At 52.9% G+C, this 13,709-nt stretch carries 13 protein-coding genes and 1 tRNA gene; 2 read left to right on the forward strand and 12 right to left on the reverse strand.

Annotated features, from left to right (window positions below):
- Positions 1-300 precede the first annotated feature (300 nt).
- Both glnA and QQ91_RS19630 read left to right on the forward strand, forming a co-directional pair.
- Complete coding sequence (gene glnA / locus QQ91_RS19625; protein ID WP_166277694.1) at positions 301-1,722, forward strand: type I glutamate--ammonia ligase; 1,422 nt, start codon at positions 301-303, stop codon at positions 1,720-1,722.
- Positions 1,723-1,898: 176 nt separating this feature from the next.
- The gene (locus QQ91_RS19630; RefSeq protein WP_250833413.1) at positions 1,899-2,288 is read left to right on the forward strand and encodes a cyclic nucleotide-binding domain-containing protein; all 390 of its coding nucleotides are present in this window, start codon (positions 1,899-1,901) and stop codon (positions 2,286-2,288) included.
- A 128-nt stretch (positions 2,289-2,416) separates the two neighbouring features.
- Here QQ91_RS19630 and QQ91_RS19635 read toward each other — a convergent pair whose 3' ends face one another.
- From QQ91_RS19635 to QQ91_RS19690, 12 genes are all read right to left on the reverse strand, one after another.
- Positions 2,417-3,013, reverse strand: a complete 597-nt coding sequence (locus QQ91_RS19635) for an ATP-dependent Clp protease proteolytic subunit (RefSeq protein WP_166277697.1) — start codon at positions 3,011-3,013, stop codon at positions 2,417-2,419.
- Between the two features lie 70 nt (positions 3,014-3,083).
- Positions 3,084-3,737, reverse strand: a complete 654-nt coding sequence (locus QQ91_RS19640) for an ATP-dependent Clp protease proteolytic subunit (RefSeq protein WP_166277700.1) — start codon at positions 3,735-3,737, stop codon at positions 3,084-3,086.
- Positions 3,738-3,760: 23 nt separating this feature from the next.
- Entirely contained in the window at positions 3,761-4,447 is a 687-nt protein-coding gene (locus QQ91_RS19645; protein WP_166277703.1) for an ATP-dependent Clp protease proteolytic subunit, read from the reverse strand.
- 229 nt (positions 4,448-4,676) lie between these two features.
- Positions 4,677-5,525, reverse strand: coding sequence for a pyrroline-5-carboxylate reductase (proC, locus tag QQ91_RS19650; protein ID WP_166277706.1), 849 nt, complete (start codon positions 5,523-5,525; stop codon positions 4,677-4,679).
- Positions 5,526-5,561: 36 nt separating this feature from the next.
- Positions 5,562-6,155, reverse strand: a complete 594-nt coding sequence (locus QQ91_RS19655) for a cell division protein SepF (protein WP_166277709.1) — start codon at positions 6,153-6,155, stop codon at positions 5,562-5,564.
- Positions 6,156-6,671: 516 nt separating this feature from the next.
- Entirely contained in the window at positions 6,672-7,349 is a 678-nt protein-coding gene (locus QQ91_RS19660) for a YggS family pyridoxal phosphate-dependent enzyme (RefSeq protein ID WP_166277712.1), read from the reverse strand.
- A complete protein-coding gene (pipX, locus tag QQ91_RS19665) occupies positions 7,349-7,615 on the reverse strand; it encodes a transcriptional coactivator PipX (protein WP_166277715.1) in 267 nt (88 codons plus the stop codon). Before pipX ends, QQ91_RS19660 begins: the two co-directional genes overlap by 1 nt.
- Positions 7,616-7,751: 136 nt before the next feature.
- Positions 7,752-9,281 (reverse strand): anthranilate synthase component I, encoded by a 1,530-nt coding sequence (gene trpE, locus QQ91_RS19670; RefSeq protein ID WP_166277718.1) that lies wholly within the window; start codon positions 9,279-9,281, stop codon positions 7,752-7,754.
- 288 nt (positions 9,282-9,569) lie between these two features.
- The gene (locus QQ91_RS19675; protein WP_166277720.1) at positions 9,570-9,992 is read right to left on the reverse strand and encodes a photosystem I reaction center subunit II PsaD; all 423 of its coding nucleotides are present in this window, start codon (positions 9,990-9,992) and stop codon (positions 9,570-9,572) included.
- A gap of 134 nt (positions 9,993-10,126) precedes the next feature.
- The gene (locus QQ91_RS19680; RefSeq protein ID WP_166277723.1) at positions 10,127-12,058 is read right to left on the reverse strand and encodes a DICT sensory domain-containing protein; all 1,932 of its coding nucleotides are present in this window, start codon (positions 12,056-12,058) and stop codon (positions 10,127-10,129) included.
- Positions 12,059-12,241: 183 nt separating this feature from the next.
- Positions 12,242-12,314 (reverse strand) — tRNA-Arg (locus QQ91_RS19685).
- A 150-nt stretch (positions 12,315-12,464) separates the two neighbouring features.
- Positions 12,465-13,682, reverse strand: a complete 1,218-nt coding sequence (locus QQ91_RS19690; RefSeq protein WP_250833414.1) for a murein hydrolase activator EnvC family protein — start codon at positions 13,680-13,682, stop codon at positions 12,465-12,467.
- Positions 13,683-13,709: the final 27 nt, after the last annotated feature.

Raw genomic sequence — 13,709 nt, forward strand, 5'->3', positions numbered from 1 at the left:
TCAACCATCAAGATCACAATCTTGACGGATTTGCCTTGAATGCCAAGGTGAACCTGTGGGCCTTCGACCCGACCCTTCTCCCCTGGACAGGGGTTGCTTTTGTATCGAATAATACAAAACGGAGATTTTCTTGTCTTTAGGATGAAAACCTAAACAACCCATCTACAGAAAATTAGGGCTTTCCATCGGGCTGAGTTAACCCGTTTGTGATGCGGGGGTACCCCCACAGTATCAGGACGTTCTAGGTGCCTGTATACCGTGCTTTATCCTGTGATTGATTAACTGCTTAAGGAGTAATTCATGGCTCACACGCCTCAAGATGTCTTGAACTGGATCAAGAATGACGGGATCCAGGTTATTGACCTAAAATTCATTGACATGCCGGGGACTTGGCAGCATTTAACCCTGCACCATAGTCAAATTGATGAAAGTAGCTTTACAGATGGGGTTGCCTTTGACGGGTCGAGTATCCGCGGCTGGAAGGCAATTAATGAATCCGATATGTCCATGGTGCCCGATCCCACCACAGCTTGGATTGATCCGTTTATGGCCGAGCCGACCCTGAGCATGATATGCAGTATTCAGGAACCCAGAACCGGCGAACCCTACAGTCGCTGCCCCCGCAGCATTGCCCAGAAGGCAATTGACTATCTTGCCTCCTCTGGTGTGGGAGATGAAGCGTTTTTTGGTCCGGAGGCCGAGTTTTTCGTGTTTGAGGACGTTCGCTTTGATCAAACTGAAAATAAGGCCTTTTACTACGTCGATACCAAGGAAGGCCGCTGGAATACCGGTCGCGTTGAAGAGGGGGGCAATCTAGGCTACAAGCCCGGTTATAAGCAGGGTTACTTCCCCGTGGCCCCCACCGACTCTCTCCAAGATCTTCGCACCGAGATGCTGTTGGTTATGGAGAAGTGTGGGGTAGAAATTGAGAAGCATCACCACGAGGTGGCTACCGGAGGCCAGTGTGAATTGGGATTTAAATTTGCGCCCCTGATTCAGGCGGCTGACGCGTTGATGGCGTATAAGTACTGCATTAAGAATGTGGCCTACAAGCATGGCAAGTCGGTGACCTTCATGCCCAAGCCCCTGTTTAACGATAATGGGTCGGGGATGCATACCCACCAGTCCATCTGGAAGGGCGGTCAACCCCTGTTTTGGGGAGAGGGCTACGCTAATTTGAGTCCCATGGCTTTGCACTACATCGGCGGGATTTTGACCCATGCCCCCGCGCTGTTGGCGTTTACCAATCCCAGCACCAATTCCTATAAGCGCTTAGTGCCTGGCTTTGAAGCCCCCGTGAACCTGGCTTACTCCCAGGGAAATCGGTCCGCTTCTATCCGCATTCCCCTCTCAGGCCCCAACCCCAAGGCGAAACGTCTGGAATTCCGCTGTCCGGATGCTACGGCCAATCCCTACCTGGCCTTTGCGGCGATGCTTTGCGCGGGATTAGACGGCATTAAAAACCAAATTGATCCGGGCGATCCCCTGGATGTGGATATCTATGACCTGACCCCGGAAGAGCTTGCTAAAATTCCTTCCACTCCCGGCTCACTGCTCGACGCGTTGGAGGCCTTAAGGAGTGATCACAGTTTCCTCACTGAAACTGGAGTCTTTACCGAGGACTTTATTGAAAACTGGATTGAGTACAAGCTCGATACTGAAGTGAATCCGATGCGCTTAAGACCCCATCCCTACGAGTTTGCGCTTTACTACGATGCTTAGGAGAGAGTCGGCCTCAACTTCGATTACAGGGCTTAAATTCTGAACCGGAAAGACCTGTTTCTTCAAGCTAATCAAGGCCAGAAGGCTTTGGTTAGCTTGATTTTTTTTAACGAGATGGCCATCGCGCCCGGCCGAAAAATAGGTTAAGCTTTGGTTAAAATGTTGAGGGTGTTACCGTGAGTGCAGTCCGAACCGTTAGCGCATTCCAGCGGGATGCGACTCCCATGCTCTTTCAAAAGGGCGAAACTATTTTTAAGGCCGGAGAAGTGGGGGAAACCATGTATGGCGTGATCCGGGGTGAGGTGGAGCTTTGGGTCCAAGATCAACTGGTGGAGGTTATTCACCAGGGAGATGTGTTTGGTGAGGGAGCATTGGTGCAGCCTTCCCAGGTTCGAGCCTCCTCGGCAATTGCGCGTACGGACTGCGAACTGGCCAGTCTCGATCAATCTCGGTTTTTATTTGCCGTCCAAAATACTCCCATGTTTGCCATTGAAATTATGCGCAGCTTTTCCTCGCGGCTGCGCCGCCTGAAACAAGTTGCGGCATCGGGCCAGGCCCCTCGGTAGGTAAGCTCGGAATTCCATATTTTGAGGAAAGCAAAAGCCCCCTGAATCTGGTTCGGGGGGCTTAAGGCCGAAATTGAAGGCTGGCTCGGCCCGCGCGATCGCCACCGGGACGGTCGCCTGGGGGGCGCCTATGCTGGTGGCTCTTCAATGACCTGGTCGATCAAGCCATAGTCCTTGGCCTCCTGCGCTGACATAAAATAGTCGCGGTCAGTATCGGACTGAATTTTGTCTAAGGGCTGACCCGTTCGCTCCGCCAGAATGGAATCTAGCAACTGGCGGATGCGCAGAATCTCCTTGGCTTCGATCTCAATGTCTGAAGCCTGCCCCCGACTGCCGCCTAGGGGCTGATGGATCATGATTCGTGCATGGGGCAGCGCCAGGCGTTTTCCTTTCTGGCCTGCTGCCAGCAAAAATGCTCCCATGGAGGCAGCCAGGCCTACGCAAATCGTGATCACTTCAGATTTAATGTGCTGCATGGTGTCATAGATTGCCATGCCCGCAGTCACGGAGCCACCGGGGGAGTTGATGTACAGGTAAATCGGTTTTGATGGATCTTCGGAGTCCAGGTAGAGCATGTAGGCCACAATGGCATTGGCAATACCATCGTCCACCTCTTCTGATAGAAAAATAATGCGCTCGCGGAATAAGCGTTCGTAGATGCTAATCCATTGTTCGTAGGAGCTGCCTGGGAGGCGGTATGGAACGCTAGGGACACCAATCGGCATGGGTTTTACCTCAAAAAACTAAAATCTACTGACAACCTGGAACCAGAGAGAGGGATGATGCGGGAGGACCTTATCCTGGATTGCTTTCCCCTAAACCGCCTAACACGTGATCAATGAGCCCATAGTCCCTGGCGTTTTCTGGCGTAAGGCTAAAGGATCGCTGCATATCCTGGGCAATTTTTTCAGAACTTTGGCCAGTATTTCGGGCCAAGATTTCCAGCATCAGGCCCCGCTTTTTGAGCATCTCGTCCGCCGTCATTTGAATGTCGGTGGCTTGCCCCTGGATGCCAGCATAGGAATGGACTAGCCCCAGCTCTGTGTGGGGAAGACAGCCCCGTTTTCCCTTCTCTCCGGAAGAGAGGAGTAGCGTTGCTAGCCCAATGCATTGCCCGAGGGCAATGGTGATGATGGGAGAGCGAATATGCTGCATGGTGTCATAGATGGAAAGGCACGCTGTAATGGCCATCATGCCCGCGCTTTCATCCGCTAAGCCCATCGCCACCGGATCGCCATAGGAATTAATGTAGAGATAGATCGGCTTCTCTGGGTCTTGGGAGTCCAAATAGAGGAGGGCTGAAATTAAGGAGTTGGCCACCCCCATGGTGAGCGGCTGGTTGAGGAAAATAATGCGCTCTTGACTCAGCCGGGTATAAATATTAATCCACTGCCAAGCCTGACTTCCAGGGAGTTGATAGGGGACTCTGAGAACTTCATCGACAGGCATAATCAAGGTCAGTTAAGGAGTGGTTAGAGGGCAGGAACAGCAACAGGTAGATCCTTAGAGCTTTCCAAAACTCGGTCAATTAAGCCGTAGTTTTTGGCCTCTTCTGGAGTCATGTAAAACATCCGATCCGTGTCGCTGGCAATTTTTTCGGCGGTTTGACCAGTATTTTTGGCCAGGATGTCTAAGTAAGCCTGCTTATTGGCAATAATTTCCTTGGCGCGAATTTGAATATCGGTGGCCTGACTGCGTCCCATGCCGGTCCGGGCTTGATTTAAAACGATGGTGGCATGGGGTAAACTGGCTCGGAATCCCCTGGTTCCGCAGGACAAAATCATGGCTGCGGTGCCCATGGCTTGCCCAATACAAATGGTGTGAACCGGGGGCTTGACATAGCCAATGGTGTCGCAAATTGCAAAGGCTTCAGTTTCTTGTCCGATGGCATCGCCGCTGTACCAGGAGGTTCCGGTAGAGTTGATATAGAAATAAATCGGCTTTTCAGGATCGTCAAACTGCAAATAGAGCAGCTGAGCGATGATCAGTTTGGTTACGTCCACCCCAAGCTGACGCTTGTAGTCATCGGAAGACACCAGAGGTAACCCCAAGTAAATAATTCGCTCCTTCAGCAACAACGAGGCTAAATCAGGAGGCGGAGTCCGCATGTAAGCATCTCCGTAATAGGGGGCCTGAACCGCTTGAATGGGTGAGTCCATAGTGTCTTTACAGTTTGTAATCAACGATGCTGATTCCACTCTAGCAAGTTTCGGTAAAAGCGATGAGATTCTGCCATTGACGGTTATTCGCCTCTCCTGCAGCGTCTGTGTTGGCCTTAAGGGGGCCGGAATTTTGCCGTGGTAAGGATGGGCTGGATCAGCAAAATGGGAGCTAACCAACAGATTAACTCCCATTTTGTCGTCTTGATTTGGAGATTTAAACCGAGAGTTATTGATCGGAAAGCGGCTGATCGGAAAGCCGCCCTAGGGTCTGGCTTTGGCGATAGGCGCACTGAACTGCTTCAATGATCGCAGATCGGAACCCATGCTGTTCAAGGGCACGAATCCCCGCAATCGTTGTTCCCCCTGGGCTAGTAACTTTGTCTTTGAGCAAGGCCGGGTGCATCTGGCCACAGTGGAGTAGTTCAGCCGTTCCCCGCACCGTTTGCAGGGCAAGCTGAAGGGCGACTCCCCGCGGCAGACCCACCGACACGCCGGCATCGGCTAGCGCTTCAATGGCGATCGCCACGTAGGCCGGTCCTGAACCTGACAGCGCTGTCACAGCGTCCATCAGCGACTCTTGCACCTGCACGACTTCCCCCACGGCCTCAAAAATTGCCGCAGCAATTTGCTGGTGATCTTCCTGGGCATAGCTTCCTGGGGCAAAGGCAGAAATTCCCGCCCCCACCATTGCCGGAGTGTTAGGCATCACGCGAATCACAGGGGATTTCCCCGTCACAGCCTCAACTGCTGCAAGGGGCGTACCCGCCATAATTGAAATCACCAGTGTTTCAGGATGACTCTGGAGTGAGGTCAACGAGGACGCCAGGGACGTAAAGACCTGGGGCTTGATAGCCAAAATCAGAACCTCTACGGAAGCGAGCAAGGCCTCAAAGGAGGTCGCTAAGCGAAGGCCGTACTGAGTCTGAAGGTACTGACACCGTTCAGGATCAACCTCTCGAACGTGAATTGCTTCAGGCGCAGAAATTTGAGCAGAAAGAAGGCGTGAAAAAATTGCCTCTGCCATTGCGCCTCCGCCGAGAAAGCCAATCTTTCGGGCAGAAAGAGTGTGCGCCATTCCAGTTAACTGTACCTGTATTTCGGGTCGCCCTCCTTACTGGGCAATCTGGCTCATGACGAGATCGTTTTGCCAAGAGGTCGTGGAAATATTGCTCGTTGCCGGGGCTTGGGGCGCAGGGTGGACTGTTCCCGACTGCGGTGGCGTGGCCTGAGTTCTCACCTGGACGCAGTTAGGCGTAAACAGGAAGATGCTTTCGCCGACCCGCTCTTGGTGGCCATCAATGGTGAAGGTGGCTCCGGCCACAAAATCCACAGCCCGCTGGGCCTGAACGGCGTCCATCATGGTGAGATTGAGCACCACGGATTTGCGATCGCGCAGGGCTTGGATCACCCGAGGCATTTCTTCAAAGCTTTTGGGTTCCATCACCAGCACCTCAGAGGCGGCTCCCGACCAGAACCGTCCAGTGCCGGGCATTCCCACGACATTATCAAGTTTGGAAGGGGAGTCTGCCGGAGTAGAGGAGGCGGGCGTTTCTCTTTCCTCTGCCATGATCGGCTGAAGGACATCCTCGTACTCTTCCTCGTACCCGTCCTCCGCCATCATTTCGTCATCGTATTCATACTCGTCGTACTCCTCTGCACCGGGCAACCCCACGAAGTCCCGAATCTTTCCAAATAAATTACTCACAGGCTAGGCTCCAAAAATACAAGAACGGTTGATCAATAAGAATTCAGCTTATCTGAAAAATTGTAGTTTCCAACAAGTTTCTGCCATGGATGACCGCTTTCCCTGCCCCCCCAGTGAAAGCATGATTCCAAGAAGTACAGAATATTCAAAAAGTTGACAAGGATTGTATCAGACGAGGCGCGCTTCCAGTGAGGAAAATCTGTAGATTCAATAAAATCCACATCCCGTCAGAACTCTGTCGGATTCTACATGCCAGCGCCATCAAAATAGTATGAAATCGGAGAAATTGCAATTAAAGTTAAAAATCTATTCTTCCGGCTGAATAGCCTCTGAAAAAAGCAAAATAGATACCCTGTGCAGCATCATAACCCGGTGTCCTGTTTTTGCGGCTGAAATCCCAGACCCTAGCTGGAACCTTGAGGGGTAACCTTCAGGGGCAATCGCTTTATGGGTCTGATCCCGGCGTGATTTGTCGTGATCCCGCCCCCATGAACCGATCGTTACGACCTTCGCTCCTCAGGGGGTCCATAAGCTAGGAAACAAGATGCGCCCTAGCCGGACGACGGTGGCCCCGGCTTGGACCGCAAGTTGATAGTCCCCGGACATTCCCATCGAAAGTTCGGTAAGGGGGAGGGGGTGATCCCCATGCTCTTGAATCCCTTTGGCGAGCCGGTGAGTTGCTTGAAAGGTCTCCAAAATTTCGTCGTGGGATAACCCCAGGGGCAATATCGTCATCAGCCCACAGATATCAAGCCGGGAAAGCGCCGCCACCTCGGGTAGATCTGCAAGGAGATCGGTGGGGGACCAGCCAAACTTGTGCGGATCGGGCCGCATCTTAACCTGGAGACACAGTCGGGGACGAAGCTGCATCTGGGCTGCTAGTTGATTAAGGCGCTGAGCCAGTTTGAGTGAGTCCACGGAATGAATCCAGTGAAAGTGCTGCAAAACCAGCTTTGCCTTGTTGGTTTGCAGGTGACCAATAAAGTGCCAGGTCACATCCTGTAAATCCGCAACTTGATCTAGCTTGCTCAGGGCATCTTGAACCCGATTTTCGGCAAAGTCTCGAATCCCTGCCGCGTAGGCTTCCCGAATCTCTGAGGCGCTGACGTATTTGGTCACCGCGATGAGTCTTACCGAAGCGGGCAGATCCGCTTGAATCTTTGAAATCTGCGACGCAATTGATGGCTTATCCATTACTGGAAGGTCTGTTTATAGATCGCCTGGAGCTGCTGAATTTCTTGGCTTGTGCCCGTACGCCGCAGTTCTCTTAACCGATTTTCGACCTTAACTTTAGCTTCTTGACGGGAAATGGAGTCAAAATTGAGGCCATCTTCCAGACTCGCTACGATAAAAAATAGCCGCTGAGCATAGAGGGTAGTATAGAGGGCGTGATCTCGATCCAGACGACATAAACTATACAAGAGCCCAAAATTTGGGTGATTCAGGTAGATCTCGTTCATTATTTTCTAGGTACAAACAAAATTGGCTCCTGTGCTAGCGTTGTCCCCCCTAACGGCCCTTGGTTAGTTTAAAGCTTTATGGGGATGCATTGATCGTCCAATCTGCGCTCCTGCCGATGCTTCTTGAGGTTATCGGCTAGGGGCAAATCCTGCGGATCGATTCTAGTAACCCCTTTGCCTTATTCAGGGTTTCCTGGAACTCGCGCTCTGGATCCGAATCGGCGACGATGCCAGCCCCGGCTTGGACAGAAATTTCATGGTTGCCTGTTGGCCCCGGACGCACGACCATGGATCGAATCGTGATCGCCGAGTTCAGCTGTCCTTCGAAATCATAATATCCGTAAACGCCGGAATAGGGACCCCGACGACAGCCTTCTAGCTCATGGATGATTTCCATGGCTCGAATCTTGGGCGCGCCACTAACCGTCCCTGCCGGAAAGCAGGCTTGCAGAAGATCCCAGGCATTTTTCTTCTCCTCAAGCTGACCGGTGACGTTGCTGACGATATGCATCACATGGGAGTAGCGTTCAATCTTCATGAATTGATCGGGGGCAATTTGAACGCTGCCTCGTTTACAGACCCGTCCCAGATCATTGCGTCCTAAATCCACCAGCATGATGTGTTCGGCAATCTCCTTGGGATCCGCCAGAAGTTCTTGCTCGTAGGCCAGATCGGCTGCGGGGGTTTCTCCCCGAGGCCTTGTCCCGGCAATGGGCCTGACGGTTGCTGCCACCTGGTTGGGAGATTGCAGTTCTGCTTTGACCATGACTTCGGGACTCGACCCAATGATTTGCCAATCTTTAAAGTTGAAGTAGGCCATGTAGGGCGAAGGATTAATTTGCCGTAGGGAACGATATAGGGCGAAGGGATTGCCCTGGTAGGGTGTGGTCAGCCGCTGGGAGAGCACGACTTGAAAAATATCGCCAGCCTGAATGTAGTCCTTAGCCCGCTGGACGTTTTGACAGAATTTGGCCTGAGAGATGTTGCTCTGGTATGTGGGGGGGTGGGGATGGGGGCGCGACTGCTGACCCGTGAGCTCCAAGGGCGGATAGTCACAGGATTGCTGGAGCCGCGCCACCAAGTCATTCACCTTATCGCTGGCCCGCTGGTAGGCCACCGCTAAGCTTTCTGCTTGCCGCAAATCCGCATAGGCGATGGCAAAGATTTTGCGTTTCACCTGATCGAAAATCAGCAGGTTATCCACCTGCATCCAGAGTCCATCGGGCAAATCCGTGGCCTGAGCGGGATGAACGGGAACCTTGGGTTCGATCCAGTGAATGAGTTCATACCCCCAAAATCCAAAGAGTCCCCCAATGCCTCCGGGGAGTTCCGGGAGTTTCACCGGATGATAGGGCGCTAGACAATCGGCAAGGATTTCAAAGGGATTCCCCGAAAAGACTTGTACGGTTCCATTTCGATGGGTTTGGGTGGTTTTAGGGCCTCTACTTTCGAGGACCCATAGGGGGTCGCCGCCCAATAAGCTGTAGCGTCCCAAGGTTTCACCACCCTCTACCGACTCCAGTAGGAAGTTATAGGGTTCATGGGCACAAACCTTCAGCCAGGCCGAAACAGGAGTGTCCAGATCGGCAATCCACTCGCGGTAAACCGGAATAAAGTTACCCTGCTCGGCAAGCTGGGAAAACTGGGAAAAATCGGGAGAAATCATAGCAATTGTTTAGGAAAAACAGTCAACCCTACTTCATAACCGGGCCACGGTCGCTTCAACCCCCACCCGTGACTGCACAGCCGTCATGGGTGGGGAAGGCTCGGGTTGCGGTCCGCCTCCCTATTTTTCTACGACCGGGTTCCTAAAGGCAATGTGAACCCCTCGGATCCAGATGCGGGTTGGGGTGTGCATAAACAATGAACGAGGGTGGAGAAGGAACTCCACCCTCGTTTAGCAAAAGCAATAAACTTGAGCGTTTCAGCCAGTTGGCCTGGTCTAGGTCAGGGCCTAAACCTCGTAGGGTTCACGACCGGAAAACTTGAGCTGAGATGGATTGGGATTTTCGCCAATGGAGCGATCTTTGGTATTCACCTGCTCGCGACCTTCGGTGACCTTTTCGGGGAAGGTGCCATCGTTGGGATGCAGCAATACCGACTCTCCATCGGGAAAGACTCGGTAGATCTTGTAGTCGTTAATCTTCTTACTGCGAAGTTGACGCACCCCCAGGGCGAGGCATTGCTCTTTGCGTGCTAAGTAGAGAAGATTCTCGCCTTCACGCATGACTGCAGCACCGCCAGTGGGCATTTCAAAGACCTGCTCCTTCGGGCTGGTCCACGTGATTGCATATTTCTCTTCGACCTCGGCCTTGGACAGCAACCCACCTGTGCTACCGCCAAAGACCGGCATTTGTCCCGTTAATGATTCTGCCATTAATTCCTCTCCAAAAACGGTACGGAATAAGGTACCAACGCTTCATATAGGCTGAATCCTATCATTGTGCCTGTGAGGATGATTCAAATGGAATCAGAACTGTAACAGTTCTTCAGAAGTCGGGGAAGAGCCTGTCACCGTGGGCTTGCCAGGGGAACTGTAAAGGAAAAGGTGCTGCCCTGGTTTTTGCCTGCGGACTGTGCCCAAATCTTGCCGCCCATATTGCGAATGATTTGTCGGCAAATGGCCAGCCCCAGACCGGTGCCTCCCGTGGTTCGTCTGAGTGCCCCTTCCTCCTGGTAAAAGCGCTCAAAAACGGCCTCTAGGCGATCGGGTTCAATCCCTCGTCCGGTGTCAATAACGGAGACCTGGATGAGTCGATCCTCCAAGACCTGGGCTTTTAAGGTGAGCTGATCCTCGGCGCTGCTGAATTTACAGGCGTTATCAATGAGTTTTACCAGTACCTCCACCAGCCATTCTCCATCCGCCTGGATAAAGGGCAAATCCTCGGCAACCTCCAGGTTGATCTCAGGCACGGTTTCGGGGGGATAGCGGGTGCTCACGCTGCTCAGGGCAAGATTGACGCATTCAAACAGGGAAATTGCCTCTGAATGCCAGTCGACCCGGCCACTTTCGAGGCGAGAGAGTGTCAAAAAGTCCTGGACGAGCTTCCGCATTCGCTCGGCATCGGTGAGAGCAGTGCTGAGCATGGTGTCTCGCAGCTCCTCTGGCATGTCTGGCTCGGTGGCTAGGCTTTCGAGACAAACCTGAATGGTGGACAGGGGGGTTCGCAGTTCGTGACCGGTGATGGCAATCAGGTTGCTCCGCGTTCGCTCGAGGTCGGCAAGCTGTTCATTCAGGCTTTCAAGATCAGCATAGGCTTGCGCCTGGATCAGGGCGACCCCAACCTGGGCCGCGATCGCCTCAATGACGGTAATGTTGTCTTCATAGCGCTGACGCGCCTCACTCTGACACTGATGAAGCTCGATCAGGCCAATTAACTGCTTTTGATAGATGATGGGAACCATCAACAGGGAGTGAATGCTGGCGCGAATCAGCTGGCGCAGAAAGCCGGGGCTAGCCAGAACCTTCTCATTTTCGCGAATGTGATCGATAAAAATGCAGTCTTGAACCTGAGAGAGTTCCTCGAACCAGGGATTATCGGCGTAGTTCCAGGTTTGATGAATCAGGGAAGGCAGGGCGGCGGCGCCTTTAAATTCGTATTCAATGAGGGCAGACTCGTCTTGGGCACTGCACTGATAAATGATGCAGCGATCGCTCTGTAGGGTGTGACCCAATTCTTCCACCGCCACGCTGAGCACGTGGTGCGGATCTAAGGACTGGCGAATAGCGGTGCTAATGGAGTTGACCAGCCGCTCCTTGCGTTCCTTAGCGGCAATTTGTCGATAGGCTTTATTTTGCTTATACTGCCCCGCTTGCAGGTAGGTGACCAGGCGATCGGCAAAGGGAGCGGTATCAACGGCGTTGAAACCCGTCACAACCTCCAGGTCAATGGCCTCCAGCGCTTGCTTTACCTTGGATTTGAGTTCTGGTCGATATTGCAAAATTCGCTGGAGCAGGAGTTCCGCTGCTTTACAGCTAACGGCCCGATCAAAGGTCCAAATGCCTTCAAATCGGCGGGCTTGATCCGTTTGTACCATGGGCGGCGGCTGATCGTGATTCTCCTGGGGATGTTCACGACAAATCAGGCAGAGGGAATAGCTCTTTCCCAGAACCACAAGGTGCCACTCCTGACTCAGGCCATCCTCTGGGGCAAAGGCAACGGTTTCGTAGGCATCGGAACAGTTTTTAAAATCGGTCTCAGGCGCCGCTAGCACATAGACCTGGGGCGATCGCTCCGCAATGCGAAGATAGCGGCTAGCCTCTTGACGGTAAAAACGCTCCCGCTGAAAGCAGGCAATGACGATTGGTTCGTCCTCTCCGGCGAGAACCTGATCCTCCATCGCATGGGAGAGCGCCGTTAGGGAAGACTTGAAGTACATCTGCGATCGCAGATGGGGCTGTGCATCCAGCAACTCATGCAACAGGGAGGTCGCAATGATCATTCCACCCACTGAACAGGAAAGGATAATTGGGCCGCAACAGGTTTCCACCGCTCAAAGGAGAAGGGCGCATTGCCAGGGTGGGAATGCACCGCTGGAGGAAGGCTGTCCATGCATAAGCTTACCGCAATGGCTCACGTTCCAGTAAATCCATCGCTCTGGTTGAAATTGACCTCTGTTGTTGCACGAGCATGGAGGGATTCGAACCCCCGACCCTCAGAACCGGAATCTGATGCTCTATCCACTGAGCCACATGCCCCTAAAAGTTTTGGTCAAGCCAGCTTTTAGTCCTTCTCTCATTATTAAGGATCTCCCTAGCTTTCACAACTAAAATCTTGGGCCAGATTAAGCATCTTGCCCAAGATTCTTTGAGTAAACTGTCTGGCCCAAGATCCTTCCCAGGCGAGTGCTACAAAAAAGCAACCGGATCCATGGGCTCTCCCTTGATGCGCACCTCAAAATGCAGGTGAGGCCCGGTCGAAAGCCCCGTTGAGCCAACCGCCGCGATTAATTCTCCCTTGTTCACACTCTGCCCCACCGTGACAAACAGTTGGCTACAGTGTCCGTAGAGCGTTGTAATGTTGTTGCCATGATCAATGATCACCGCATATCCATAGCCTCCATACCACTCCGCTAGAATCACCGTGCCGCTATCGGCTGCCACAATGGGGGTTCCCTCTTCGGCCCCCACATCTAAACCGGCGTGGAATCGTTGGCTGCCCAGAACCGGGTGAATCCGCCATCCGAAGGGACTGGTGACCGATCCTTGGGTGGGCAAAATCATCTGGCCTGTTCCGGGAATGGGCGGTTTGCCATTTTGGTAGCTGGACTGAATTGCAATACGCTGCTGAATCAAGATAGACAGGTTCTTGGAGTCGCGTGAGAGTTGAGCCTCCGCTGCTTCAAGGGCGCGCCGGTCCGTATTCAGGCGCAACACCAAATCGCGTTGGGCCTTCGCCTGCTGCTCGTACTGATCTTTCTGGCTATTGAGCTGCTGTAGGAGTAGGGCAATCTCGTTTTTACGCGTTTCGATCTCAACTTTTTTGGCGTTAACCTGGTCGGCTTCCTGCTTGAGTCCGCTCAAGACTCGTTGATCCGCCGCATAAACTCGTTTGAGATAATATTGCTTGTCCAGTAAATCCTCTAGGGATTGACTTTGGAGTAGGGTGGACCAGTTCTGCGTTTTTCGATTCCGCTGCAGATATTTCAGGCGATCCGCCGTTACCTCTCGCCGTTGTTGATACCGAGATTCCACCGTCTGGAGTTCCTTTTGTACCTTTTCCAGGGACTCGGTGGCCACCTGAAGCTGCTGCTGCTGGTTATCTAACTGACTGGTGGTTGCCTGCAGGGTTTTTTGCAGCCCTCCCAGGCGCTCCCGGGCTGCTCCTTCTAGTTGCTGAAGCTGCTCCTTTTGCTGATTGACCTGCTGGCGGTACTGATCGACCACCGTCTGACGCTGTTGCAGATCATCCAGGGTCCAGGTTTGAGGACTGGCTTGATTGGTGCTCGCGCCATGGGCCTCGGCTGGGTTCTCATTGGCATGGGCCGGGCCAGATCCTATGAGAAAGGTCATCGCCAGGATGGCTACCCATAAAGCTCTGGTTAGGGGACGAAAATAGGAGGCCATTGCCTATACTGAAATCTCACGAACGAT

This window comes from Lyngbya confervoides BDU141951 (genome assembly GCF_000817775.3).
GTDB classification, from domain to species: Bacteria; Cyanobacteriota; Cyanobacteriia; order Thermosynechococcales; family Thermosynechococcaceae; genus Lyngbya; species Lyngbya confervoides.